This window comes from Streptomyces sp. NPDC050997, assembly GCF_040660135.1.
Classification (GTDB): Bacteria; Actinomycetota; Actinomycetes; order Streptomycetales; family Streptomycetaceae; genus Streptomyces.
In genome coordinates this window covers 287,822-312,594 of record NZ_JBFAGK010000005.1, presented here as the reverse complement: position 1 = coordinate 312,594, position 24,773 = coordinate 287,822, and the positions used below count along the sequence as shown (strand labels likewise).

Here is a 24,773-nt window from a genome sequence, read left to right as displayed (position 1 = left end):
CTCGAAAACCGGGCCCAGCCGCGTATGTAGGGGTGTCAGAAAACGTCCATCCCTACCCCCGCACCTGTCCATTCACCATGTGAACTGGATCACGAAAGCCCGGTGGAGAGGCAACCGCTTCCTGTGGCCATCCGTCTAGCAGGTTGCCAGTGAGGTGATACGGGGGAAATTTTCGTGATTAGGGGGAAGAGTGACCATTGCGCAGCCTGATGTGACTGTGGTCATCGGGGCGTACGAAGCGATGCCGTATCTGGTCGAGTGCCTGGCATCCGTGGAGGCCCAGACCATCGACCGGACGCGTATCGAGGTCATCGCCGTCGACGACGGTTCGAAGGACGGTACGGGGGAGTACCTGGAAGAGTTCGCGGCCCGCGCCCCGATGCCGGTCACCGTGATCCGGCAGGACAACTCCGGCGGCCCGAGCGGCCCGCGCAACGTAGGCCTCGGCAAGGCGGCCGGACGCTACGTCTTCTTCCTCGACGCCGACGACCGGCTCGGTCCCGAGGCCCTGGAGCGGATGGTCGCCCTGGCCGACGAGAACGGCACGGACGTCGTCCTCGGAAAGGTCGAGGGCGTCAACCGCGGTGCGCCGAAGTCGATGTGGGGCAAGACGGTGGGGCGCACCGACGTCTTCTCCTCCAACATCAAGTTCACGCTGAGCGCGCAGAAGCTGTTCCGCCGTGAGTTGCTGGAACGTCACGGCATGCGGTTCGACGAGTCCCTGTGGACCGGCGAGGACGCGCTGTTCACGATGGAGGCGTATCTGCGGGCGGACGGCGTCTCCGTCCTCGCCGACTACACCTGCTACTACCTGGTGGGCCGTGACGACGGCAAACACGTGACGAAGAGCGGGGGTTACAGCCTGCGCTTCGACTCCGCGCGCGCCCTGATGACCCTCCTCGCGGAGTTGCTTCCCCCGGGGCCGCAGCGGGACTCACTCATGATCCGCCCCTTCGTCGTCACGCTGCTGCCGCAGTTCGGCCCGCAGTTCCTCAAGGACAGCGAAGAGGTGCGGCGGCGCAAGTTCGAACTGGCGAAGCCGCTGATGGACGCGTACTGGAACGACGACATCGCCCGCCGGCTCAAGGTCCACGAGCGGCTGCGGCTGCACCTGGTGGCGGCCGGGCGGCCCGAACTCCTGGAGGAGGTCGTGAAGTTCGTCCGCGCCAAGACGCAGGCCCCCGCCGTCCTGGAGAGGAAGGGCCGCCGCCTCTACCTGGTCTACCCCTACTTCCGCGACACCGGGGCGGGCATACCCGACTCGGTCTACCGCGCCGAAGCCGGCGAGGCCCGGGTCTTCCCGGGCTACCGGGAGGACCCGCTCGACTCCTTCGTGCGCCGCGCGGCCCGCAAGGCCCGCCGGGTCCTGTCCACCCGCCCGAGCGAGTCAGGCGGACGAGCCGCCGCCGCGTGACCCGCCGGGCGGGCCCGGCGCCCACGGGCGGGGCGCCGGTCCGGCTTCACCAGGAGGGCGGGCCGGGGCGCGTCCGGGTCACTGCGAGGGTGTGGCGGACGCCGGCTCGGGAGCGGGCGGGGCTTCCCGGCCGGCGATCTCCTCGGCCGTGGCTTCGCGGCGCGGCGCGGGAAGTTCCGCCGCCAGGCGTTTCGCCATCCGGGCCCGGTGGTCCCGTGCCACCGAACACAGCGCGCGTACGGCGTCGTTGAAGCGGGCCTGGGCGGTCGGCTCGTCCGGTCCCAGCAGCCGCTGCTTCAACTCAACCCGGGCGTCCGCCAGTTCGTCCCGCTCGGGATGCCGTACCGCGTCCAGCAGCTGAGGCACTCCGGCCGCGTCCGGTGTCAGCACGGTCGCCGCGCCCGCCGTCGGGAAGGCCTTGCGGAACACGTCCTCCGTCAGACCGCTGGTGTTGGCCACCGCGTACGGCTTCCCGCTCGCCAGGAAGTCGCTCACCACACTCGACACGTCACTGACCAGCAGGTCGGCCCGGTTGAAGCAGGCGTACAGCGCGGGCCGGGCGTCCGTGACGACCTGGTGCTCCCACTCCGGCAGTGAGGCCCAGTACGCCTCCTCCCAGGCCGTCGTGGCCCGCGCCACCGCCTCCGCCCGCCCCGGCTCGGGCATGGACTGCGCCAGCATCCGCTCGACCTGATCGGCCCCGGCCCTGAAGGAGGCCGTGGTGAGACGGTCCAACTCCTTGGCGCACACCGAGAGTTCGCCGTCGTCCGACGGCCGCTTCCCCGACCGCTCCCGGTTCGCCGCCCGGACCAGCTCCCGGATCCTGAGGTCCGCCGCGCGCGCCCGCGCGTCCACCGACCCGGTCAGCGGATGCGGCTTGTACAGCAGCCGTACGCCCGGATCCGCGAGCAGCGCCCGTACGAGGTTCTCGCCGGCGTCGATCACCGACGTGTTCCCGGGATTGCCGTCCCAGCCCTCCCAGGTGGGCGCGTACAGAACGGTGGCGTACTTCTCCGTCGGCGGACCCGCGTACGGCCGTACGGCGTCCAGCTGCGGGCGGCCGATCTCCACCACGTCCTTGTCCTCCACGCCCACCTCGGCCTGCGCGTACCGCTCGCGCGCCGCCGGTCCCGCCACCCACACCTCGTCGTACGCCTTCGCGTACGGGTTGCAGGACGACAGCTTGTCGCTCTCGCCGTGGTTGACGAAGGTGTGCTTGAGACTGGGAATGCGCAGCACCTGGGAGGTCTTGCCGGAGTTCGACGGGTGGATAAGGACCTGGAGCGTCGACTGTTCCAGCCGCAGCAGCGTGGACACCTTCGGCAGACAGACGATCGGCACGTCCGTCGCCGCGATCTTCTGCACCATGAACCGCTCGCGCAGCACGATCAGCGGCCGGCCCTCCAGCTTCGCGAGCGGCTCCAGCCACATGTTCGCCTGGTACGCCGAGGACGCCCCGCCGGAGAAGTACAGGCCCACGGTCGGCCGGTACTCCGCCAGCCACGCGTCGAACCAGTCGAGGACCTCCTGCTCGCCCGCCGGACGGCGGCTCGGCAGCAGCCGTACGAGAAGGTCGTACAGGCCCATCAGCGCGAGCCCCAGGGACGCGGCGACACCGAAGCCCGCGCAGCCCGGTTCGCCGGTCGCGGCGGTGGCCAGCAGTCCGGCCGTCGACGGGAGGCCGTAGGCCAGCAGCCGGTGGCCGGCGCGGCCCAGCAGCGCGGGCGGCGCGGAGGTCAGACGCAGCGCGCGGGCGTCGATGTTGCGGGTGAGGACGGGCAGGGTGCGGGTGCGGCGGACCAGTACGGAGGCCGCCTGGATCGCGCAGTGCAGCGCGTAGAAGACGAGCAGTCCGGCGACGAGCGGGGCGTATGCCGTCTCCCGGTCCTGCTCGCCGACCCGCAGCAGGCCGACGACCAGCAGGAGATCGCGCAGCACGTGCCGCAGGGTGAGATCCGCGTGCGACTTCGCGAACAGCGACAGCATGTCCCGCTGCCACCGGTACAGGACGCCCTCCACGGCCAGCGAGGCGGTCGTCGAGGCGAGCAGCAGCGGGATGTGCGGGCGCAGGGCCGCCGCGGCCTGGGCGGCGAACGCGGCGGCGAGAACGGCCGCGACGAGCGCTCTGGCCGTGTTCTGGCGGCTGGGGAGCCGCACGGCGGGCCACCGCCGGCGCGTCCTCGCCGTAGGGCGTCGACGGGGGAGACGTGTGAGCACTGCGGTCACTCCAAGGTCGTCGCATCACGGATGACCGGGTTAACGCGCGCCGACCACGGGACGACACGCGCGTGACCGGACACCTCGGGGTGACGGCCGCCGCGTCCCTCGGTGTTCTGCGGCGTGAGGGCCCTCGCCCCGGTCCGGCGCGGCGGGTGACCGGGCGGTCACGGACGGCTGTCCGGGGACTGGAATCGGCGCGCGTCACCGGGTCCCTTCGCGTAGATTGCGGGCGGGCACCCGGAGTGACGCGAGGGGACGGACAGCACGTGGCAGGGGCAAGGCAGGCCGTGAGCGAGGCCCGCAGGATCGTCGTCAAGGTGGGTTCCTCGTCGCTGACCACCGCCTCCGGCGGCCTGGACGCCGACCGGGTCGACGCGCTCGTGGACGTCCTCGCGAAGACCCGCAGCGGAGGCGAGCGGGAGATCGTCCTGGTCTCCTCCGGCGCCATCGCCGCGGGGCTCGCCCCGCTGGGTCTACGCCGCCGCCCCAGGGATCTGGCCCGCCAGCAGGCCGCCGCCAGCGTCGGCCAGGGCCTGCTCGTGGCCCGCTACACCGCCTCCTGCGCCCGCTACGGCGTCCGCGTCGGCCAGGTGCTGCTGACCAGCGACGACATGAGCCGCCGCGCCCACCACCGCAACGCCTCCCGCACCCTCGACAAACTGCTGGCGATGGGCGCCCTCCCGATCGTCAACGAGAACGACACCGTAGCCACGGACGAGATCCGCTTCGGCGACAACGACCGGCTCGCCGCCCTCGTCGCCCACCTCGTCCACGCCGACCTGCTGGTCCTGCTCTCGGACGTGGACGGCGTGTACGACGGCGACCCCGGCAAGCCGGGCACCTCGCGGATAGCGGAGGTGCGCGGTCCGGCCGACCTGGCCGGAGTGGACATCGGCAGCGCGGGCAAGGCCGGCGTCGGCACCGGTGGCATGGTGACCAAGGTCGAGGCCGCCCGGATCGCGGCCGCGGCCGGCATCCCGGTGGTCCTCACCAGCGCCGTCCACGCGGCCGACGCGCTGTCCGGCGGTGACACCGGCACCTACTTCCACCCCGCCGACAAGCGCTCCGCGGACCGGCTGCTGTGGCTTCAGCACGCGTCCACCCCGCAGGGCGCGCTGACCCTGGACGACGGCGCCGTGGCGGCGGTCGTCGACCGGCGCAAGTCGCTGCTGCCGGCCGGAATCGCCTCCGTCGAGGGCGAGTTCATCGCGGGCGACCCCGTCGAACTGCGGGACGGCGAAGGGCACGCGGTGGCCCGCGGGCTCGTGAACTTCGACGCGAGGGAGATCCCCCGGCTGATCGGCCGCTCCACCCGGGAACTCGCCCGCGAGCTGGGCCCGGCGTACGAGCGCGAGGTCGTCCACCGGGACGATCTGGTGATCCTGCACCCCTGATCACGGCACGCCTCACCCGAAAACGGGGTGAACGACCTGGCAAGGTCGTCGCCCTGAGGTGGACGTTCCGCAAAACCGCCACGCGAGTCCTTGCGGCCTGCTCAACTTTGTCTCAGGGACACATACCGACCGACCCCCGGGTCGTTCTGTGCGTAAAGGAGGCCGTCGTGAGACGAGTGCGCCCTGGGACAGGGGTGGCGGCGTCCCGCGGTGGTGGCGCCGCGGGCACTTCCGCACGCACGGTCGGCGAGGAGCGTGGCCTGACGAGCGTCGCGGCCGACGCCCGCTACGAGGGCGATCCCGAGGACCTGCCGCGCCTGTGGCACGTCACCCTGAGCGTCTCCGGCGACGAGGCCCCGCTCCCGGAGGTCCGACGCGCCCTCGAACAGCTCGCCCACGACCACCCCTTCCTCCTGACCAGCAGATACGCGGTCGACCACGCCGAGATCCGGTACTGGGAGGAGGCCCGCGACCTGCATGACGCGGCCGCCGTCGCCCTGCGGCTGTGGGGCGAGCACCGGCAGACCGCGGGGCTTCCGCCGTGGGAGATCGTCGGCCTGGAGGTCATCGACCGCCAGACCTACCACCAGCGCATCTCCGAGGGATACGGTCCGGCGCCGGCGACACCGGTGGGCGTTCACCCCTACTGAAGGGCGCGCACCTCCACTGAAGGGACGCGCACCCCGGACCGCACCCGTTTTCGAGGGGTCTGCGAGTTCTGCGGGGCTTGTCTCGGGGTGTGGGATGACCGGTGGACGCACCCGTCCGGCGCACTAGGCTTCCCTTATGACCACGCTCTCGCCGTACGACTCCATGACCCCGGTCACCCGGGCCGCCTACCGTGCCAAGGCCGCCGCCGCCGACCTCGCCCCGCTGCCGCGGGCCGAGAAGGACGACGCGCTGCTCGCCATCGCGGACGCGCTGGAGGTCCGTACGAGCGAGATCGTCGAGGCCAACGCCCGGGACATCGCCAAGGCCCGCGAGGCCGGCACCAGCGAGGCGATCATCGACCGGCTGACCCTGACCCCGGAGCGGGTCCGGGCCATCGCCTCGGACGTGCGGGACGTCGTCGCGCTGCCCGACCCGGTCGGCGAGGTCGTCCGCGGCTCGACCCTCCCCAACGGGATCGACCTGCGCCAGGTCCGCGTGCCCCTCGGCGTCGTCGGGATCATCTACGAGGCCCGCCCGAACGTCACCGTCGACGCCGCCGCCCTCTGCCTGAAGTCCGGGAACGCGGTCCTGCTGCGTGGCTCGGCCTCGGCGTACGAGTCGAACAGCGCCCTCGTGAGGGTGCTCCGGGACGCCGTGGGCGGGGCCGGGCTGCCCGCCGACGCGGTGCAGCTGGTGCCCGGCGAGAGCCGCGAGAGCGTGCGCGAGCTGATGCGCGCCCGCGGCCTGGTCGACGTGCTGATCCCGCGCGGTGGTGCCTCGCTGATCCGGACCGTCGTCGCCGAGTCCACCGTCCCCGTCATCGAGACCGGCACCGGCAACTGCCACGTCTACGTCGACGCGCACGCCGACCTCGACATGGCGATCGACATCCTGATCAACTCCAAGGCGCACCGCGTCAGCGTCTGCAACGCCGCCGAGACCCTCCTGGTCCACCAGGACATCGCCCCCGACTTCCTGCCGCGGGCCCTGAACGCCCTCGCCGAGGCGGGCGTGACCGTGCACGCCGACGAGCGGGTGCTGGCGTACGCCAAGGGCTCCAAGGCGACGGTCGTCGAGGCCACCCCGGAGGACTGGGAGACGGAGTACCTGTCCTACGACATCGCCGCCGCGGTGGTGGACTCGCTGGACAAGGCCGTCGAGCACATCCGGCTGTGGACCTCCGGCCACACCGAGGCCATCGTCACCACCTCGCAGCAGGCCGCCCGACGTTTCACCCAGCTGGTCGATTCCACGACGGTCGCGGTCAACGCCTCCACCCGGTTCACGGACGGCGGCCAGTTCGGCTTCGGCGCGGAGATCGGCATCTCCACGCAGAAGCTGCACGCCCGAGGCCCGATGGGCCTGCCGGAGCTGACCAGCACGAAGTACATCGTCACCGGGGACGGGCACGTACGGCGCTGAGGCAGGCCACGGTGGTGTGCGGTCGCGGGCAGTGACGTCCGGTCAGGGGTGTGTGGTCACGGTGTGTGGTCACGGTGTGCGGGCGTGGGCGGGGGCGCGTGCTGGGGCATATGCATCCGGCATACGCGACGCACCACCGCCCGTGCCGCGGAAGCGGTGTCTCATCCACTGGATGAATTTCCATACCGTCTGCCCAAATTGACCCCCCCGGTCTACTCTGGATTCGTGCCGGAGGACGTGGGGGGTTCGCCGTTCCCTGACGGCTGGGAGCCCGACGACGACCACGACCGCGGGGTGCCGGACGAAGAGTTCGCCCCCGTGGTCTTCGACGAGGCCTTCGTACGGGCGGCCGTGGTGCACGAGCCGACCGCCGTCGAGCGCCTCCTGGCCGCCGCGCAGGCAAGAGCGGAGGCATCCGAGGCCGAGGCCCGACGGGCGGCCCACGGCAGGGGCGAGCGCTACGAGGACGGGTTCGGCCCCGACGATCCCAGCGGTTTCGGCCATGATCCGGACTTCGACGACCTGGACGACACCGATGTCCTCGAAGGCCGCTACGGCAGCTCCGGGACGTACGGCAAACAGATCCGCTGGCACCGCCCCATCGCTTGGCTGCTCGCTCTCGTGATGGGGATCGGCATGGTGGCGCTGGCCTTCGCGGCGGTCTACCGGAGTGCCTCCTCCGGCAGCCGGGACCAGGTCCCGCCGCCCGCCTCGACCGGGCTGGAGCAGGGCAGCGCGGCGGCACCGTCCGCATCCGCCGACTACTCCCAGCCAGCCGTGCCCGCCGAGCCGCGCACGCCCTGAGCGCCGACCGGCCGGTCCCGGCGGGTTCCTGGTGAGAACCTGTCAGAACTTGTCGTGTACCAGGGCGTTTACCAGGCCTCCCCGCGACCTACTCTGAAGATATGGGAGGGCCTGGAGAACCACCTGAGGGTGCACCCGAGGGCGGCCCCGGAGGTGGTGAGGACGAATACCGATCCGTCGTCTTCGACGAGTCGTTCGTCCGTGCTGCCCGCCTCCAGGAGTTCTCCGCCGAGGAGCGCGTCGCCGACCACGCGCCCGCCGTCCGCCGTAGGGCGCCCCTGCGCCGCGGGCTCTCCCGGCAGGCCCTGATCCTGGTCCTGCTGATCGCTCTCGCCTTCGGCACCGCGATCTACATGGGCGTCCGCCATCCCTACCAGGCCCCTGCCGCCCGGCAGCCCGTCGAGCCGCTGCGGATGACCGTGATCCCGCTCGCCCCGCAGGGCAAGGTGCCCGGCCACACCGACCCCGAGTACCTGTACGCGCACAGTCCCGCAGCGCAGTACCGCGTCGGCGCCGAAGGGATTCCGCTGCCGGCCTCGCGGCGCACCGCACACTTCTCGGACAGTCAGGTGGTGACCGCCCTGACCACCGCCAAGGACTACCTGGTCCGCTCCTCGCTCGACCCGGACATCCTCACCGGCGATCAGGTCCGCCCCGTGCGCGTCCTGCTCGACACCGACCAACTCGACCAGTTCGACCAGAGTTTCGCCCAGCCCACCGCCGACGGCCGGCACGCGCCCACCGGATGGCTGGTTCGTTTCGACTCAGCCGGTGCCGAGCTGGCCGACCGGAAGATCCGCGTCCAGGGCTCCCTGCAGGCCGCCGAGACCGACTCCTCCACGCTGGAGGTCACCGCGGACCACACCTTCGTCTACGCGCTGCGGCCCGTCGGCGCCGCCGCCGGGTCCGAGGCCTCGCTGTTCACCGTCCGGCGGGAGCTGCACTTCCGCTTCGACCGCGAGGATCTGCGGCTGCACACCGCCCAGCTCGTCGTCTCCTACGTACAGGCCGGGCCGCTGTCCTGCGCCGACGACTCCACGAACCGTCTGCATCCGCTGCTCGCGGGCCAGACCGCGAAGGCGGGCGGCCCGGCCGGCACGGACCCCTACGCGACGGGCAGCGCGCCGGCGCTGTGCGGGTCCCTGGCGACCAGCGCACAACCCAAGGTGTGAGGCCTTCGGGTCGCACGGGGGCCGTGTGGGGCATACGGAGCGCGTGGGACGCGCGGCTGTGGTGCCGTACGCGGGGCTCCTTGGTGCTTGGTGCCGCCCGTCGGGCCGGGTGGCCGTACGTCGGGCCGTGGTGCCGCACGTCGGGCCGTGTGGCCGTACGTACGGTCAGTCGTCGTCGCGCGGCGGGGTGTCCGTCGGGGGCTGGTCGGACGGGGGCTGGTCCGTCGGCGGCCGGTCGTTCGGCTGGTCCTCCGGGGCCGAGCTCGCGAAGCCGCCGAAGCCGCGCCGCACCCGGCCGCCCAGGTCTCCCGCCCCGCCGGCGATGTCGCTGACCAGCTTCATCAGCGGGTCCTTGGAATTCTTGACGTTGGTGGCGTAGCTCGCCGCCGATTCGCGGAAGGAGTCCGTGACCGAGGTGTTCTTGTCCTCGTCGCGCCGCGGGTAGTGGCCGTCCATGAGCCGCTGGAATTCGCGGGACTCGGACCACTTCTTCAGCTCGGCCGCCCGAACGGTGGTGAACGGGTGGGAACGCGGCAGCACATTGAGGATCTTCAGCACGGAGTCACGCAGGTCGCCCCCGGCCTCGTACTCCTCGGCCTGCTTCAGGAACGCGTCCACGTTCATCTCGTGCAGGTGGTTGCCGCCCGCGATCTTCATCAGACCGCGCATCGAGGCCTTCAGGTCCTGGCCGACCAGCAGACCCGCGCGGTCCGCGGACAGCTCCGACTTGCGGAACCACTCGCGCAGCGCGGTCACGATCGCCATGATCGCGAGGTTGCCCAGCGGGATCCAGGCCACCCGCAGGGCGAGGCTGGTCAGGAACAGCAGTATGGTCCGGTAGACGGAGTGGCCGGACAACGCGTGCCCCACCTCGTGTCCGACGACCGCCCGCATCTCCTCCTCGTCCAGCAACTCGACGAGGCCCGTGGTGACGACGATGATCGGCTCGTCCAGGCCGATGCACATCGCGTTCGGCTGCGGGTCCTGATTGACGTACATCGGCGGGACCTTCTCCAGGTCCAGGATGTAACAGGCGTCCCGCAGCATGTCGTTGAGGTGCGAGAACTGCTCGTCGGACACGCGCACGGAGTCGGACAGGAACAGCAGCCTGAGGCTGCGCTCGGGCAGCAGTCCGCTGAGCGCCTTGAAGACCGTGTCGAAACCGCTCAGCTTCCGCAGCGCCACCAGGGCGGAGCGGTCAGCCGGGTGTTCGTACGCACGCGAGGAGATCCCCGGGAAGCGCCTGCGCCGCCTGCCCGGTACGTTCTCGTGCCCGTTCTGCTGGTGGCCGTCGGACATGTCTTCCCCCCATGTGCGTGTGAGTGGCCCTTTGCGGACCCTTGTGCGGTCCTTTGCGCCCCCGAAGCAGAGCCCAGCCTAGGCGGAGATACCGTGGACGGGCCCTACAGCGAAGGAGTTCCACGCCATGGAGCACAACCCCCCGGCCGCCTGGTTCGCCGAGGCCGCGAACGCCGCCGAGCGGCAGGGTTCCGGGGATCTGCTCCGGGTCGTCCTGGTCGTGATGATGCTGGGGTGTGCGCTGACGGCTTGGTTCCTGCTGCGGGGCTACAGGCGGAAGGACGACTGAGGCGGCGCGAAGGTTCCCCGACAGCGGAGCCGACGTGATCGCTCTTGCGCCGCCCGCTTACGATGAGCCGACATCTTTATCCCGCCCACACCGGATAGGTTCTGCCGAAGATGAGCTTCCACAGCACCGCTGCCCAGTTGGTCACCCTCGCCGCCGAGGGCGAGGAGAAGGGTGGCAACCACGAGAGCCTCAGCCCGCTGGTGACCGGCGGCTCCGCCCTCCTCATCCTGCTGCTTCTGCTGTGGATCACCACCCGCTTCAACCGCGACCGCTGAGCCGGGCAGCGGCCCGGCGGGCCTCCGCCACGAGATCGGCGGGTGCCGCTTCCCGGGCCGTCCCCGGGGAGCTGTCTACCGGGGCCCTCAGGCCGGGCCGGTAGGGTCTGCACGCATGGGAGAGCAGGACATGCCTACCGGTCCGACGAACGACACGCCGAACGGCGCGCAAGTCCGTCCGGTGCACACGACCGACGACCGTCAGGCGAACGCCGACGGGAACGGTGCGGGCGATACCGGGAACGGTCGGGCGAGAGCTGCCGGCAACGGCCCGGAGGACGCCGTCGGCGACGGTTCGGCGAGCGGCGTCGGCAAGCCGCTGCCGGTCGGCCCGGGCAACGGCCCGTCGAACCCCGGCAAGCGGCGCCTCGGCGTGATGGGCGGAACGTTCGACCCGATCCACCACGGGCACCTCGTGGCGGCCAGCGAGGTCGCCGCGCAGTTCCACCTGGACGAGGTCGTGTTCGTCCCGACCGGCCAGCCGTGGCAGAAGAGCCACCGCAAGGTCTCCCCGGCCGAGGACCGTTATCTGATGACGGTCATCGCGACCGCGGAGAACCCTCAGTTCTCGGTCAGCCGCATCGACATCGACCGCGGCGGCCCGACCTACACCACGGACACCCTGCGCGACCTGAAGGCGCTCAACCCCGACGCGGACATCTTCTTCATCACCGGCGCCGACGCCCTCGGCCAGATCCTGACCTGGCGGGACGCGGCGGAACTGTTCTCCCTGGCGCACTTCATCGGGGTCACCCGGCCGGGCCACGTCCTGTCCGACCCCGGTCTCCCCGAAGGCGGTGTCTCGCTCGTCGAGGTGCCCGCCCTCGCGATCTCCTCCACCGACTGCCGATTGAGAGTCGCCAAGGGCGACCCCGTCTGGTATCTGGTGCCGGACGGAGTAGTGCGCTACATCGACAAGCGCGAGCTGTACCGCGGCGAGTGAGCCGAGAGGGGCACCGGTGAACGACCGATACGACGCGGGGCACGGGGACGGCCAGTACGAGCTCGTCGGCTACGACGAGTACGGCCAGCCTGTATACCAACAGGCCCACCCTCAACAGGGTCATCCTCAACAGGGTCATCCTCAACAGGGCCATCCCCAACAGGGCCAGTACCGACAGGCTCCGCAGCAGTCCGGGCAGGACGCCCAGCAGCCGTACGACCCGTACACGCAGCAGCAGGGCTACGGATACGACCCGTACGCCAACGGTGGGCAGCAGGCCCCGGTGTACGACCCCTACGACACCGGCCGGCAGGCACCCGTGCCGCCCTACGACCCGTACGCCACCGGTACCCAGCACGGCGGCGGCCCGGCACCCTCCTACGATCCCTACGGCCGGACCGCCACCTCCGGGCAGCAGCCCCGCGTCGCCGAACAGACCGCCTACATCCCGCAGCAGGCCGGCCCGGCCCAGGAACCGGCGGGCCCCGGGCCCGACCAGCGCGCCGGAGCCGACGGCGACCGTCGCGCCGATCCCGGCCAGGCGTCCGCAGACGGGGACGAAGGCGGCTTCCACACCGAGCAGTTCGCGTTCGTGGAGGAGCCCGACGGCGACTCCGAGGACGTCATCGACTGGCTGAACTTCACCGAGAACCGCACCGAGCGCCGTGAGGAGGCCAAGCGCCGCGCCCGCAGTCGTCTCATCGCCTTCGTCGTGGTCCTGGGGCTGGCCGCGGTCGGTGGTGTCGGCTACCTCGGGTACGCCGGGAAGCTGCCCGGCCTCTCGTCGTCGTCCGACAGCAGGACCGGCACCGCGACGGCCGTGAGCGCCCAGAAGCGCGACGTGATCGTCGTGCATCTGCACAACACCGCGAAGGGCGGCACCTCCACGGTGCTGCTCGTCGACAACGCCACCACCAAACGGGGCACCACCGTCCTGCTGCCCAACTCCCTCGTCGTGACGGACGACGAGGGCACCACGACCACCCTCGCCAAGTCGGTCGACGAGGACGGTTCCTCCGGCACCCGCGACGCCATCGACACCGTCCTCGGCACCGACATCCAGGGCACCTGGCGCCTGGACACCCCCTACCTGCAGAACCTCGTCGACCTCGTCGGCAACATCGACGTGGACACCAACGCCGAGGTGCGCGACCCGAACGCCAAGAACAAGGGCGAGGCGCCCCTGGTGAGCAAGGGCAAGGGCCGGACACTCAGCGGCAAGGCGGCCGTCGCCTACGCCACCTACCGCGCCTCCGGAGAGGCCCAGAACGCCCAGCTGGAGCGGTTCGGGCAGGTCATGCAGGGGGTGCTACGCAAGGTGTCCTCCGACCCCACGGCCGCGACCACCACCGTGCAGACGCTCGCGCAGATCCTCGACCCGTCGCTGACGGACAGCGACCTCGGCACCTTCCTCGCCAAGCTCGCCGACCAGGCCAAGGGCGGCGACTACAAGACGGCCCTGATGCCCGTCCAGAACGACGGCACCCTGAGCGCCCAGGCGAGTGCGGGCGTCGTCAAGAACGTCCTCGGCGGCACCGCGAAGAGCCCGGACAAGGACGCGGCCGTCAGCGTCTCCATCCAGAACGCCACCGGCGTCAAGGACAACACCGAGAAGGCCCGCGTCGTCCTCCTCAACGGCGGTTTCACCTTCCTGGAGGGCGGCACGGCCTCCGCCGCCCAGGCCACCTCCAAGGTCGTCTACGCCGACGCCGCCGACAAGGCGAACGCCACCGAGGTCGCCAAGACCCTGGGCCTGTCCACCAGCTCCGTCGGCAAGGGCACGGTCTCCTCGGGCGACGTCGCCGTGGTCCTCGGCCAGGACTACAAGCCGACGTCCTCCTAGGCCGGGCTCCTGGCGAAGGGGCGGTACCCCACGTGCGGCGACCGTCACGTGGGGTGCCCTCGCCCGGCCGTGAGACCCTTGGTGTCAATCGACCGCCGACCGAAAGCCTTGTAGTGACCGCGACTGACCGCTCCCTGGAGCTCATCACCACCGCCGCCCAGGCGGCCGCCGACAAGCTCGCCCACGATGTGATCGCCTACGACGTCAGCGACGTCCTGTCGATCACGGACGCCTTCCTGCTGGCCTCCGCACCCAACGACCGCCAGGTCAAGTCCATCGTCGACGAGATCGAGGAGCGGCTCCAGAAGGAGCTCGGCGTCAAGCCGGTGCGCCGCGAGGGCGACCGCGAGGCCCGCTGGGTCCTGCTCGACTACGTCGACATCGTCGTGCACGTCCAGCACAGCGAGGAGCGGGTCTTCTACGCCCTGGAGCGGCTGTGGAAGGACTGCCCCGAGATCGAGCTGCCCGCCGACGCCACGGCGACCCGCGGCAAGGCCAACGAGCACGCCAAGCTGCAGGCCGAGGAGGACGCCGCCGACTTCGGGGAGCTGCGGTGAGCGCACCCGCGGGACACAGGCCGGGCCGGGGCCGCCGCGTCATTCTCTGGCGGCACGGCCAGACCTCGTGGAACGTGGAGCGCCGCTTCCAGGGCACCACGGACGTCGAGCTCACCGAGACCGGCCTCGGACAGGCCCGCCGTGCCGCCCGGCTGCTCGCCTCCCTCGAGCCCGACGCGATCGTCGCCTCCGACCTCCAGCGGGCCGCGAACACGGCCGCCGAGCTCGCCGAGCTCACCGGCCTGGACGTGACCCATGACGAGGGCCTGCGCGAGACCTACGCGGGCGCCTGGCAGGGGCTGACGCACGACGAGATCATCGCCCGGTACGGCGACGAGTACGCCGGGTGGAAGCGCGGTGAGCCGGTGCGCCGCGGCGGCGGCGAACTGGAGTCCGAGGTCGCCGACCGTGCCGCCCCCGTCGTGCTGCGGCACGCCGAGAAGCTGCCCGAGAACGGCACGCTGGTCGTGGTCAGCCACGGCGGCACGATCCGCACCACGATCGGACGTCTCCTCGGCCTGGAGGCCCACCACTGGGAGAGCCTCGGCGGACTCACGAACTGCTGTTGGTCCGTCCTCGGCGAGGGTGCTCGGGGCTGGCGCCTCCTCGAACACAACGCCGGCACCCTTCCGGAGCCGGTGCTCGGCGACGACGACTGAGCGGCCTGCCGGCCTCCGGGACGGCGGGCCCATCGGCCCGGGAACCCGGATTTCACTTTCCGGCAGGTCGCAGGCTAAAGTTCTTCTTGTTCGCCCCGCCGAGCGGGGCGAGAAACCATGCGGCTCAGCCGCGTGGCGCAAGGGGCTATAGCTCAGTTGGTAGAGCGCCTGCATGGCATGCAGGAGGTCAGGAGTTCAATTCTCCTTAGCTCCACAGATCGACACTCTGTTGAGTTGTCAAAGATCACTTGATGAAGATCCCGTCCCTCAGGGGGCGGGATTTCTCATGTCCGCCGGCGGCCCCAACCACTCCCGCCGCTCCCTCAGCAGCGCCGTGCGCTGTTCCGTCTCCTCGTCGTCCGGCGTGTAGACGACGATCCGGCACTCGGGCATGCCGTTGATCGACAGCGACACCGACGTCATCCGCAGCTCGCCCACCTCCGCGTGCCGGAAGACCTTCACTCGCCGCCCGGGCTCCGCGACGTCGCCGTTCTCCCACAACCGCGCGAACGGGGGGCTGGCCGCCGACAGCCTGCGTATGAAGCCCTCCCAGGCCGGCTCCCCGGCATGCAGCCCGTACGCGGCGCGCAGGGTCGCCACCATCACCGGCAGCTCCGTGTCCCGGAACTGCAGCGAGCATTTCTCCTCCCGCGCCGTGAACAGCCGCCACAGCGCGTTGGGAGAGCCGTCGGCCAGGGTCGCCTCCGTGTAGAACAGGTCGCGGTAGACGCAGTTGGCGGCCAGGATGTCGTACCGCGAGTTGTAGACCACGGCCGGGCGCGGATCGAGGGCGTCGATGATGCCCTGGATCTCCGGGCCGACGGTCTGTACGAGGGCCTCCGCGGAGGGCGTGCACGGGACTTCGGCGAGGTGGTAGAGATGCTCGCGCTCCGGGGCGTCGAGCCGCAGGGTGCGCGCCACGGCGTCCAGGACCTGCGCGGACGCGTTGATGGGCCGGCCCTGTTCCAGCCATGTGTACCAGGTGACGCCCACGCCCGAGAGCTGGGCGACCTCCTCGCGGCGCAGCCCCGGTGTGCGGCGCCGGAAGCCCGGCGGCATGCCCACGTCCCGCGGTGTCACGCGGGCCCGCCTGCTGCGCAGGAAGGCGGCCAGCTCGGGTCGTCGGCGCTGTGTGGTCCCCATCGTCACATCCCCCATGGTCGATGCCCGACTTGTCCCTTGCCAGGTGCTGTCAGTACCAGCATCAGCGGGCTCTCGGCACCCGTACTCGAAGGTCGCCAGGCTCAACGGCATGACGACAACTCCCAGGACGGGGCCGGGTCCCGCACCCCTTCCAAGCCGTGCCATCAGTAAAGCGCCCGGCACTGACAATCGGCCCCGGTCACTGCTCGCGCTCGTGCTCGCGGCCCAGTTCATGGCGCTGCTCGACGTGTTCATCGTGAACGTCGCCGCGCCCACCATCGGCACCGACCTGCGGGCGTCGGGCGGCGAACTGCAGCTGGTGATCGCCGGATACGCCATCACCTACTCCGTGCTGTTGATCACAGGCGCCCGCCTCGGCGCCCGGTTCGGCCACGGCCGGGTCCATCTCGCCGGGCTCGCCCTCTTCGTGGCGGCCTCCCTCGCCTGCGGTCTCGCGCAGGGCTCCACCGAACTGATCGTGTTCCGGCTGGTGCAGGGTGCCGGGTCGGCGGTGATGATCCCGCAGGTGCTCAGTCTGATCCAGCGTCACTTCACCGGCGAGGCCAGGGTCAGGGCGCTCGGCGCCTATGCGGCGGTCCTCGCCGTCGGGGCCGCCGCCGGGCAGGTCGTCGGCGGAATCCTGGTCAGCGCCGACCTGTTCGGCACCGGCTGGCGGCCGGTGTTCCTCGTGAACGTGCCGGTGGGTCTCGTCCTGCTGGCCGTCGGCGGCCGGGTCCTGCTGCCCGGAGACGGCGCGCCGGGACGGCAGCCGGCGCGTGGTCTCGACCTGCCCGGCCTCGTGCTGCTGGGGGCGGCCGTGTCGCTGTTCACCGTGCCGCTGGTGCTCGGGCAGGAACAGGACTGGCCGCTGTGGTCCTGGCTGTCGCTGGGCGCGAGCGCGCTGCTGTTCACGATGTTCTGCGCGTACGAGTCCCGGCTTGCCCGACGTGGCGGAGCCCCGCTGATCGCACCCCGGGTGCTGCGCCACCCCGGCATGGGCCTCGCGGTGCTCCGGATCCTGGCGGTGATGGCCGTCAACGGCGGATTCCTGTTCGCGCTCACCCTGCATGTGCAGGGCGGCCTCGGCTACAGCGCGCTGCGGGCGGGCCTCACCTTCGCGCCGACCGCGGTCGTCTTCGGCCTGGTCGGCCTGACCTGGCGCAACTGGCCCGCGTCCTGGCAACGCGCCCTGACCCCGGCCGGGTTCGTGATCACCGCGCTGGCCGTCATGGGAGTGGGCCTGGCCCTGAGGGGCGGCGACGACGGCGGTGCGCTGCTGTACGTCGCGTACGCCGGCATGGGCGTCGGGCTCGCGCTCGCCTTCAGCCCGACGCTCACGCGCGCGTTGGCGACGGTGGCGCCCGAGAACGCGGCGGACGCCAGTGGTCTGCTCGCCACCGTCACACAACTCGGCCAGCTGACCGGAGTCGCGGTCTTCGGCACACTGTTCTTGAACCGGCTTGAGTCACTCGGGGGCTTCTGGGCGTATACCTCTGCGGAGGCGCTTTTGGCGTGCGTGTTCGCGCTGGCCGGGACGGCCGCGGTGGGTGCCGTGTCCGGACTGGTACTGAGGCGTCGCTGACCGTATTGGCCCGGCCATGGCAGAATCAAACGGCCGGAAGGGGGCGCGACCCGACGGGAGGGAGCGGTGATGCCTGCGAGCATCCTCAAGGAGGCCGGCCACCTCCTTGATGTAGCGTCGACACAGGACACGGTCATCCGTCTCAGCTGCCCTTCCTGCGGTTCCGTTCATGTGGCACAGGTCCTCGGCGACAACGGGGGAGTTTCCTACGTGTGCACGGCCTGCGGCCACAGCTGGAGCTGATCGATGGGTGCACACAGGCGAAAGTGCGACTGGTGTGGCAGTGGTACGCCGATCGTCCGTGACATGGAGCCGGTCAACCCCGACTACCAGTACTGGTGCGAGGAATGCGCGCGGGCGCTGATCATAAAAGGCGACCCGATCGAGACGTACCGAGAGCTGGAGGGTGAGCCGATCTACGGTCGGCTCCTCGAAGAGCACTGCACACTCAAACGGTTCTATTCGTTCGTCACCGCGTAAGCGGACATAACCTGACGAATCAGGGCGGGGCGGAAACGATTTGGTGCTCACCCGGTGGGCCGGTAAAGTTGGCCTCGTCGCCAGGGCAACCGGGCGGCGCGGTCAATGTGCGGCTTCGTCGCATGGCCGCGAGGGGCTATAGCTCAGTTGGTAGAGCGCCTGCATGGCATGCAGGAGGTCAGGAGTTCAATTCTCCTTAGCTCCACAAGTGCGAGGGCGACCTGCGTCCGCGGAAACGCGGAACAGGTCGCCCTCGTCGTTTTCGCCCGGCTCGGGTCAAGCGCGGTCCGGCCGGCCAGAGTTGAAGGGGCCGCCTCCTCCGGAGGCGGCCCCTTTTCTCGTTGCTCCGCGTTCCTCGCGCTCAGCGGCCCAGGGCTCGGCGGCCGCGGCCCTGGGAGAGGACCGGCAGGTTGTTGCGGGCCGCGCCCTGGGAGCGGGTGTCCTCCTCGATGCGCAGGGCCAGGGCCGGGCAGCGGCGGACCGCGCGGAGCGCCTTCGCCTCGGCGTAGCGCGGCACTTGGGCCTGCGCGACGGTCGGGAAGCCGTCGGCGCCGAGTTCGAAGACCTCGGGGAGGATGTCCGCGCACAGACCGTGGCCCCGGCACAGCGTCCAGTCGACGTAGATCTTCTGGCGGCTGGAGCCGTTCTCCTCGGACTCGCTGCCGCCCGGGATGCCCGTAGGCATCTTGCCGCCCTCGAAGAGCGGCAGAACGCCCTCCACGGGCCGTCCGCAGCCGTTTCCGAGGACATGGGCGGCCAGGTCGTCCGTGAACGCCTTGATGGTCGACTCCAGGAACATCGCGGAGCCGTCGGGGTGCGAACACGCGCCGCGCCGCTTCACGTTCTTGGCGACCTGCTTGAGGGCCTCCAGGGCGGCCGGTCCGCCGCCGTTGATGATGTCCTCCATGCCGCGCGCGGCGGCGGGCAGACCGAGGTAGCAGGGACCGCACTGTCCCGCGCTCTCCTCGGCCAGCCACTGCGCGACACGCAGCGACTCACCGAGCGGACAGGTCTCCTGACTGATCGGCAGGATCGCGCCGGCGCCGAGCGCGCCGCCCACCGCGTCCAGGGAGTTACGGGAGACGATCGCCTCGTTGACCGTCGCCGAGTCGATCCATTTGCCGTGGTAGCCGCCGGTCAGCACGCCCTGCGGGACCGGCGGGGCACCGGCGAGTTGGAGGACGTAGCGCAGCGGCACGCCGGTGGGGACCTCGATCACCATGGGGCGGGCGACCGCGCCGGAGACCGTGAGCATGACGGTGCCGGGCTCGTCGTACAGACCGGTGTTGCCGTAGCGCTCGGGGCCGATGCGGGCGCCGATCGCGAGCTGGGCGAACGTCTCGGCGTTCGACAGCAGGGTGGGCGCGCCGCCGACGCCGTTCTGTGAGGCGCTGACCTTGCGGCCGGGCGGGATCGCCGGACCGCCGTCGATGGAGCGGATCAGCGACGCGGCGGCGCCGGTGACCATGCGCACCGGATTGCGCTGCACGCTCGCGCGCAGCGCCGATCTCCGGCTGTTGCTGAGGCCGCGTTCGGCGAGCGCGGCCTCCATGGAGCGCTGGGTCGATTCGCGGGTGACCCCCACCACGAGCGTGCGGGCACCCAGCGCCTCCGCGACCAGCAGCGCGCCGTCCAGGATGAGGTGCGGGGCACGGTTGATCAGCACCGTGTCCTTGCGGCAGGCCGGCTCGTCCTCACTGCCGTTGACGACGACGACCGGCCGTACCCCGCGCTTGATCGCCGCCTCGGCGACCGAGCGCAGCTTCTTGTGGAAGGGGAAGCCCGCGCCGCCGCGGCCCTTCAGGTTGATGCGCTCGGAGAGCTGCGCGAGCTTCTCTCCGCCCATCGGTTCGAGCGGCCCGTGCACCTTCAGGTGCATGGGCAGATCGAGTCGCTCGACAAGGTCGAAGCCAGACGTGAGTTGGGGAAGACCGACCACGCGGACTTCGGGTACGTCGGGCAGGGCCTCGTTCACCTATAGCCTCCGGAAGGCATGTTCCAAGGTTCGCCCGAACCCGGTGCGTCGAAGTTTTGCCCAGCACCGGGCGATGGTTCATTGGCGGGACCGCTGTTGTTGTACGTGTCGTCCGGGTAGTACGCGCCGTAGAGGTTATTTGTCTCAGTGGTGTCGTACACATCACTCGACCCATAGCCGGATGCGCCCGAATTGCCATAGGCCGGGATGTTGTATCCGGTGTCGTTGAGCGGGTCGTAGGCCGACGGGGGAGCCTCGCCGACCGGCGGCGGGGACGGGATGGGCCAGCTGCCCGACGTGCTGCCGCCGGCGTCCATCCGCGGGACCGCCTGCGTGGGCTGCATGTCCATCGGCAGGTCCATGCGCGCGGTCTGGTCGGCCGCGAACGGCTGCTGACCCGCGCGTGAGGGCGTGACGGCGCGGTAGGCGGCCGCGAAGCCGTTCGCGGGCTCCGGGGCCGCGGGGGCCTCGTACGCGGGGGTCGAGCGGGTCTGGGAGCGGGTTCCGCGCTGGCTCTCGTAGCCCGGCAGCGTGCCCGTGGACTCCGCCGCCACCCGGGCACGGCTCGCGTCCAGTTCCTCGCGGCCCGGCCGCTCCTCGGTTCCCATGATCGCGCTGATCTGGTCGGCGACCCTGCGCTTGAAGGGGCGCGGGGCCGCGCGCAGGGCGAGGGCGGCGGTGACGCCGAGCACACAGATGCCGTAGAGGATCACGAAGATCGGCTTGGCGGCGCGGCCCGCGTACAGGCCGTGGATCAGCGCCGCGCACCAGGCCGGGTAGGCCAGCATGTGCATCGCCCGCCAGCGGGCCGCCACCGGGGCGGGGGAGGCGAACCTGCTGCGCAGGGCGCCGGTGATACCCACGAAGATCATGAGCAGGCCGGCCAGGGAGCCGAGGCCGATCAGGCCCTCGACTCCGGTGACGCCGAGCGAGAACGGGATCAGGGCGGCGATCAGCTGTGTGTGGTCCAGCGCGATCTTCGTGGTGATGTGCAGCAGCAGGAACGCGATCGAGGCGACCGCGGTCGTCCGGTGCACCGCCTGTCCGATGATCCGTTGGCGCGTGTGCAGGAAGATCCGGTCCTGGGCGACCAGGCCCCAGATCACCGAACAGCTGAGCGATACGAGGGACAGTACGCCCGCGCCGAAGTTGAGGAAGTCGCGGAACCGGTCACCTCCGACCAGCACGACTACGGGTATGAGGAGCAGGACGACAGCCGACGCCACCCCATAGGCCGACCGGCCGGGTTGGGGAAGCGAGCTGTTACTACGACGAGGGTTCATGGGGGCAACTCCGAGCAGTTTCGGGAAAGCGGTCCCGCTGCCGCACTTTAAGTGGCGCCATACCGATCGGTACGAGGTTTGAGTTATTGCGTTGTTATCAAATGACGATGGGACCGTTGTGATGTCCCTTACTGGCTGTTACGCGAAGTAACTTTTGACCTTGATTCAGTTGTGGTCCAGTGTGACCGGTCGCGCCCGACGTGGTCCGTGAGGGCGGCACCCGGTGCCAGTAAGGCATACGTAAGCGCGTCGCGTCGTGCTCAAGGGCTGCGGTACCCTAACCGCATGCGTGCCGTACGCCTTCTGCTTAGCGGGCCGCGCTGATCAGTCCCGACCGCCGGTGAGAGACCGTGGTCGGCATCGGCGCGGCGTCCCCTCCTGTGCGAGGGGATTTTTCGTTTCTTGGATGTCGCAGCCGCCGGCAGAGACGATCGATGGAGCCTTGAGGATCATGAGCGAGACGAACCCCGCTGCCGCCGCCGAGGTGGCCGCGCCGCACCGCTACACGGCTGCGATGGCGGCCGACATCGAGGCACGCTGGCAGGACTTCTGGGACGCCGACGGCACCTACGCGGCGCCGAACCCGACCGGTGACCTGGCCGGGGATCCCGCGCTGGTCGCCAGGCCCAAGAAGTTCATCATGGACATGTTCCCCTATCCCTCCGGTGCGGGGCTGCATGTCGGCCACCCCCTGGGCTACATCGCCACCGACGTCTTCGCGCGCTTCCAGCGCATGACCGGCCACAACGTCCTGCACACCCTGGGCTTCGACGCCTTCGGGCTGCCCGCCGAGCAGTACGCGGTGCAGACCGGCACGCACCCGCGCGTGTCCACCGAGGCCAACATCGAGAACATGAAGTCCCAGCTGCGCAGGCTGGGCCTGGGCCACGACAAGCGCCGGTCGTTCGCCACGATCGACCCGGACTACTACAAGTGGACCCAGTGGATCTTCCTGCAGATCTTCAACTCCTGGTACGACGACGAGGCGGACCGGGCCCGCCCGATCTCCGAGCTGGTCGCCCTCTTCGAGTCCGGTGAGCGTCCCGTACCGGGGCACACGCGCGCGTGGGGCGAGCTGAGCGCCGCCGAGCGCGCCGACGTCCTGGGCGATTACCGCCTGGCCTACGCCTCCGAAGCACCGGTCAACTGGTGTCCCGGTCTGGGCACCGTCCTGGCCAACGAGGAGGTCACCGCCGACGGCCGCTCCGAGCGGGGCAACTACCCGGTCTTCAAGTCCAAGCTGCGCCAGTGGAACATGCGCATCACCGCATACGCCGACCGGCTGCTGGACGACCTGGAGGCGCTGGACTGGCCCGAGGCCATCAAGCTGCAGCAGCGCAACTGGATCGGCCGCTCCGAGGGCGCCCGCGTCGACTTCCCGATCGACGGTGAGCGCATCACGGTCTTCACCACCCGCCCTGACACCCTGTTCGGCGCGAGCTACATGGTGCTGGCCCCCGAGCACCCGCTGGTCGAGAAGTTCACCCCGGACGCCTGGCCGGAGGGCACCCACGAGGTGTGGACCGGCGGCCACGCGAGCCCGGCCGAGGCCGTTGCCGCGTACCGCGCGCAGGCCGGCTCGAAGTCGGATGTCGAGCGGCAGGCCGAGGCCAAGGACAAGACCGGCGTCTTCATCGGGGCGTACGCGACCAACCCGGTCAACGGCGACCAGATCCCCGTCTTCATCGCCGACTACGTGCTGATGGGCTACGGCACCGGCGCGATCATGGCCGTCCCGGCGGGCGACCAGCGCGACTTCGAGTTCGCGCGAGCCTTCGAGCTGCCGATCCACTGCATCGTCGAGCCGACCGACGGCCGGGGCACCGACACGTCGACGTGGGAGCAGGCGTTCGCTGCGCATGACGCGAAGATCGTCAACTCCTCCAACGACGAGATCTCGCTGGACGGTCTGGGCGTCGTCGACGCCAAGGCGCGCATCACCGAGTGGCTGGAGCGCAAGGGCATCGGCGAGGGCACCGTCAACTTCCGGCTGCGCGACTGGCTGTTCAGCCGGCAGCGCTACTGGGGGGAGCCCTTCCCGATCGTCTACGACGAGGAGGGCATCGCCCACTCCCTGCCCGAGTCGATGCTGCCGCTGGAGCTGCCGGAGGTCGAGGACTACTCGCCGCGCACCTTCGACCCGGACGACGCCGACACCCGGCCCGAGACCCCGCTGTCCCGCAACGCGGACTGGGTCGACGTCACCCTGGACCTGGGCGACGGACGCGGCCCGCGCGCGTACCGTCGCGAGACCAACACCATGCCCAACTGGGCCGGTTCCTGCTGGTACGAGCTGCGCTACCTGGACCCGCACAACGACCAGAAGCTGGTCGACCCGGAGATCGAGCAGTACTGGATGGGCCCGCGCGAGGGCCAGCCGCACGGCGGTGTCGACCTGTACGTCGGCGGCGCCGAGCACGCCGTGCTGCACCTGCTGTACGCGCGTTTCTGGTCCAAGGTCCTGTTCGACCTGGGGCACGTGTCCTCGGTCGAGCCGTTCCACAAGCTGTTCAACCAGGGCATGATCCAGGCCTACGTCTACCGCGACAGCCGTGGCATCGCGGTGCCGGCCGCCGAGGTGGAGGAGCGCGACGGCGCCTACCACTACCAGGGCGAGAAGGTCTCCCGGCTGCTGGGCAAGATGGGCAAGTCCCTGAAGAACGCGGTCACTCCGGACGAGATCTGCGCCGAGTACGGCGCCGACACGCTGCGTCTGTACGAGATGGCGATGGGCCCGCTGGACGTGTCCCGGCCCTGGGACACGCGCGCGGTGGTGGGCCAGTTCCGGCTGCTGCAGCGGCTGTGGCGCAACATCGTCGACGAGGCGACCGGTTCCCTGACCGTCGTGGACGCCGAGGCCGACGAGGACACCCTGCGTGCCCTGCACAAGGCGATCGACGGGGTGCGCCAGGACCTGGAGGGCATGCGGTTCAACACCGCCATCGCCAAGGTCACCGAGCTGAACAACCACCTGACCAAGGCGGGCGGGTCGCTGCCGCGGTCCGTCGCCGAGCCGCTGGTGCTGCTGGTCGCGCCGCTGGCCCCGCACATCGCCGAGGAACTGTGGCGCAAGCTGGGCCACACCGGCTCGGTCGTGCACCGGGACTTCCCGGTCGCGGACCCGGCGTACGTCGTGGACGAGACCGTGACCTGCGTGGTCCAGGTCAAGGGCAAGGTCAAGGCCCGCCTGGAGGTCTCGCCGTCCATCTCCGACGACGAGCTGGAGAAGATCGCGCTGGCCGACGACAAGGTCGTGGCGGCGCTGGACGGGGCGGGGATCCGCAAGGTGATCGTGCGGGCGCCGAAGCTGGTGAACATCGTTCCGGCGTAGGCGGTCGTCGGCGGTTCGGGCGTACGTGACCGATGCC

The 24,773-nt window shown here is 70.6% G+C and carries 20 protein-coding genes and 2 tRNA genes; 17 read left to right on the top strand and 5 right to left on the bottom strand.

Features of this window, described 5'->3' with window-relative positions; genetic code table 11:
- The first annotated feature begins 190 nt into the window (after positions 1 to 190).
- A complete protein-coding gene (locus AB0H86_RS14130) occupies positions 191 to 1,414 on the top strand; it encodes a glycosyltransferase family 2 protein (RefSeq protein WP_362436966.1) in 1,224 nt (407 codons plus the stop codon).
- A 78-nt stretch (positions 1,415 to 1,492) separates the two neighbouring features.
- Here AB0H86_RS14130 and AB0H86_RS14125 read toward each other — a convergent pair whose 3' ends face one another.
- Positions 1,493 to 3,571, bottom strand: a complete 2,079-nt coding sequence (locus AB0H86_RS14125) for a hypothetical protein (RefSeq protein WP_362436964.1) — start codon at positions 3,569 to 3,571, stop codon at positions 1,493 to 1,495.
- Positions 3,572 to 3,921: 350 nt separating this feature from the next.
- Between AB0H86_RS14125 and proB the strand changes: the two genes are divergently transcribed.
- The 5 genes from proB to AB0H86_RS14100 all read left to right on the top strand — a co-directional run bounded on the left by proB (position 3,922) and on the right by AB0H86_RS14100 (position 9,077).
- On the top strand, positions 3,922 to 5,028 hold the full coding sequence (gene proB / locus AB0H86_RS14120; RefSeq protein WP_362437356.1) for a glutamate 5-kinase: 1,107 nt from the start codon (positions 3,922 to 3,924) through the stop codon (positions 5,026 to 5,028).
- Between the two features lie 176 nt (positions 5,029 to 5,204).
- The gene (locus AB0H86_RS14115; RefSeq protein ID WP_362437354.1) at positions 5,205 to 5,678 is read left to right on the top strand and encodes a hypothetical protein; all 474 of its coding nucleotides are present in this window, start codon (positions 5,205 to 5,207) and stop codon (positions 5,676 to 5,678) included.
- Positions 5,679 to 5,814: 136 nt separating this feature from the next.
- Positions 5,815 to 7,101 (top strand): glutamate-5-semialdehyde dehydrogenase, encoded by a 1,287-nt coding sequence (locus tag AB0H86_RS14110; protein WP_362436962.1) that lies wholly within the window; start codon positions 5,815 to 5,817, stop codon positions 7,099 to 7,101.
- A gap of 198 nt (positions 7,102 to 7,299) precedes the next feature.
- Positions 7,300 to 7,905, top strand: a complete 606-nt coding sequence (locus tag AB0H86_RS14105) for a hypothetical protein (protein WP_362436960.1) — start codon at positions 7,300 to 7,302, stop codon at positions 7,903 to 7,905.
- Positions 7,906 to 8,006: 101 nt separating this feature from the next.
- The gene (locus AB0H86_RS14100; RefSeq protein WP_362436958.1) at positions 8,007 to 9,077 is read left to right on the top strand and encodes a hypothetical protein; all 1,071 of its coding nucleotides are present in this window, start codon (positions 8,007 to 8,009) and stop codon (positions 9,075 to 9,077) included.
- 165 nt (positions 9,078 to 9,242) lie between these two features.
- Here AB0H86_RS14100 and AB0H86_RS14095 read toward each other — a convergent pair whose 3' ends face one another.
- Entirely contained in the window at positions 9,243 to 10,376 is a 1,134-nt protein-coding gene (locus AB0H86_RS14095; protein ID WP_362436956.1) for a M48 family metallopeptidase, read from the bottom strand.
- Between the two features lie 127 nt (positions 10,377 to 10,503).
- Here AB0H86_RS14095 and AB0H86_RS14090 point away from each other — a divergent pair, with 127 nt between their 5' ends.
- From AB0H86_RS14090 to AB0H86_RS14060, 7 genes are all read left to right on the top strand, one after another.
- Positions 10,504 to 10,665, top strand: a complete 162-nt coding sequence (locus AB0H86_RS14090) for a hypothetical protein (protein WP_362436954.1) — start codon at positions 10,504 to 10,506, stop codon at positions 10,663 to 10,665.
- Positions 10,666 to 10,775: 110 nt separating this feature from the next.
- Positions 10,776 to 10,940 carry a hypothetical protein gene (locus AB0H86_RS14085; protein ID WP_362436952.1) on the top strand — a complete coding sequence of 55 codons (165 nt, stop codon included), beginning with the start codon at positions 10,776 to 10,778 and terminating at the stop codon, positions 10,938 to 10,940.
- A gap of 376 nt (positions 10,941 to 11,316) precedes the next feature.
- Positions 11,317 to 11,883 carry a nicotinate-nucleotide adenylyltransferase gene (gene nadD, locus AB0H86_RS14080; RefSeq protein WP_362437352.1) on the top strand — a complete coding sequence of 189 codons (567 nt, stop codon included), beginning with the start codon at positions 11,317 to 11,319 and terminating at the stop codon, positions 11,881 to 11,883.
- Between the two features lie 16 nt (positions 11,884 to 11,899).
- Positions 11,900 to 13,726: a LytR C-terminal domain-containing protein gene (locus tag AB0H86_RS14075; protein ID WP_362436950.1), complete on the top strand. Its 1,827-nt coding sequence runs from the start codon at positions 11,900 to 11,902 to the stop codon at positions 13,724 to 13,726.
- A gap of 113 nt (positions 13,727 to 13,839) precedes the next feature.
- Entirely contained in the window at positions 13,840 to 14,283 is a 444-nt protein-coding gene (rsfS, locus tag AB0H86_RS14070; RefSeq protein WP_362436948.1) for a ribosome silencing factor, read from the top strand.
- A complete protein-coding gene (locus AB0H86_RS14065) occupies positions 14,280 to 14,942 on the top strand; it encodes a histidine phosphatase family protein (RefSeq protein WP_362436946.1) in 663 nt (220 codons plus the stop codon). Before rsfS ends, AB0H86_RS14065 begins: the two co-directional genes overlap by 4 nt.
- A 141-nt stretch (positions 14,943 to 15,083) precedes the next feature.
- A tRNA-Ala gene (locus AB0H86_RS14060) sits at positions 15,084 to 15,156 on the top strand.
- Between the two features lie 53 nt (positions 15,157 to 15,209).
- Here AB0H86_RS14060 and AB0H86_RS14055 read toward each other — a convergent pair.
- Positions 15,210 to 16,085: a helix-turn-helix transcriptional regulator gene (locus AB0H86_RS14055; RefSeq protein ID WP_362436944.1), complete on the bottom strand. Its 876-nt coding sequence runs from the start codon at positions 16,083 to 16,085 to the stop codon at positions 15,210 to 15,212.
- Positions 16,086 to 16,299: 214 nt separating this feature from the next.
- Here AB0H86_RS14055 and AB0H86_RS14050 point away from each other — a divergent pair, with 214 nt between their 5' ends.
- The 3 genes from AB0H86_RS14050 (at position 16,300) to AB0H86_RS14040 (ending at position 18,352) form a co-directional block, all read left to right on the top strand.
- Positions 16,300 to 17,667 carry an MFS transporter gene (locus AB0H86_RS14050; RefSeq protein ID WP_362436942.1) on the top strand — a complete coding sequence of 456 codons (1,368 nt, stop codon included), beginning with the start codon at positions 16,300 to 16,302 and terminating at the stop codon, positions 17,665 to 17,667.
- Between the two features lie 246 nt (positions 17,668 to 17,913).
- Complete coding sequence (locus tag AB0H86_RS14045) at positions 17,914 to 18,147, top strand: hypothetical protein (protein ID WP_003976229.1); 234 nt, start codon at positions 17,914 to 17,916, stop codon at positions 18,145 to 18,147.
- 132 nt (positions 18,148 to 18,279) lie between these two features.
- Positions 18,280 to 18,352: transfer RNA gene (locus AB0H86_RS14040), tRNA-Ala, on the top strand.
- Between the two features lie 156 nt (positions 18,353 to 18,508).
- On the opposite strand, the gene AB0H86_RS14035 is transcribed toward AB0H86_RS14040, so the two are convergent.
- Entirely contained in the window at positions 18,509 to 20,122 is a 1,614-nt protein-coding gene (locus tag AB0H86_RS14035) for an NADH-ubiquinone oxidoreductase-F iron-sulfur binding region domain-containing protein (RefSeq protein WP_362436940.1), read from the bottom strand.
- Entirely contained in the window at positions 20,119 to 21,405 is a 1,287-nt protein-coding gene (locus AB0H86_RS14030) for a cytochrome b/b6 domain-containing protein (protein ID WP_362436938.1), read from the bottom strand. The genes AB0H86_RS14035 and AB0H86_RS14030 overlap by 4 nt, the downstream gene beginning before the upstream one ends.
- Before the next feature lie 451 nt (positions 21,406 to 21,856).
- Between AB0H86_RS14030 and leuS the strand changes: the two genes are divergently transcribed.
- Entirely contained in the window at positions 21,857 to 24,736 is a 2,880-nt protein-coding gene (gene leuS, locus AB0H86_RS14025) for a leucine--tRNA ligase (protein WP_362436936.1), read from the top strand.
- Positions 24,737 to 24,773: the final 37 nt, after the last annotated feature.

Coding starts and splice junctions, on each gene's coding strand:
- AB0H86_RS14110 (WP_362436962.1), top strand. CDS start 5,815: ATGACCACGCTCTCGCCGTACGACTCCATGACCCCGGTCACCCGGGCC.
- AB0H86_RS14100 (WP_362436958.1), top strand. CDS start 8,007: ATGGGAGGGCCTGGAGAACCACCTGAGGGTGCACCCGAGGGCGGCCCC.
- AB0H86_RS14095 (WP_362436956.1), bottom strand. CDS start 10,376: ATGTCCGACGGCCACCAGCAGAACGGGCACGAGAACGTACCGGGCAGG.
- AB0H86_RS14090 (WP_362436954.1), top strand. CDS start 10,504: ATGGAGCACAACCCCCCGGCCGCCTGGTTCGCCGAGGCCGCGAACGCC.
- AB0H86_RS14085 (WP_362436952.1), top strand. CDS start 10,776: ATGAGCTTCCACAGCACCGCTGCCCAGTTGGTCACCCTCGCCGCCGAG.
- nadD (WP_362437352.1), top strand. CDS start 11,317: ATGGGCGGAACGTTCGACCCGATCCACCACGGGCACCTCGTGGCGGCC.
- AB0H86_RS14055 (WP_362436944.1), bottom strand. CDS start 16,085: ATGGGGACCACACAGCGCCGACGACCCGAGCTGGCCGCCTTCCTGCGC.
- AB0H86_RS14045 (WP_003976229.1), top strand. CDS start 17,914: ATGGGTGCACACAGGCGAAAGTGCGACTGGTGTGGCAGTGGTACGCCG.
- AB0H86_RS14030 (WP_362436938.1), bottom strand. CDS start 21,405: ATGAACCCTCGTCGTAGTAACAGCTCGCTTCCCCAACCCGGCCGGTCG.
- leuS (WP_362436936.1), top strand. CDS start 21,857: ATGAGCGAGACGAACCCCGCTGCCGCCGCCGAGGTGGCCGCGCCGCAC.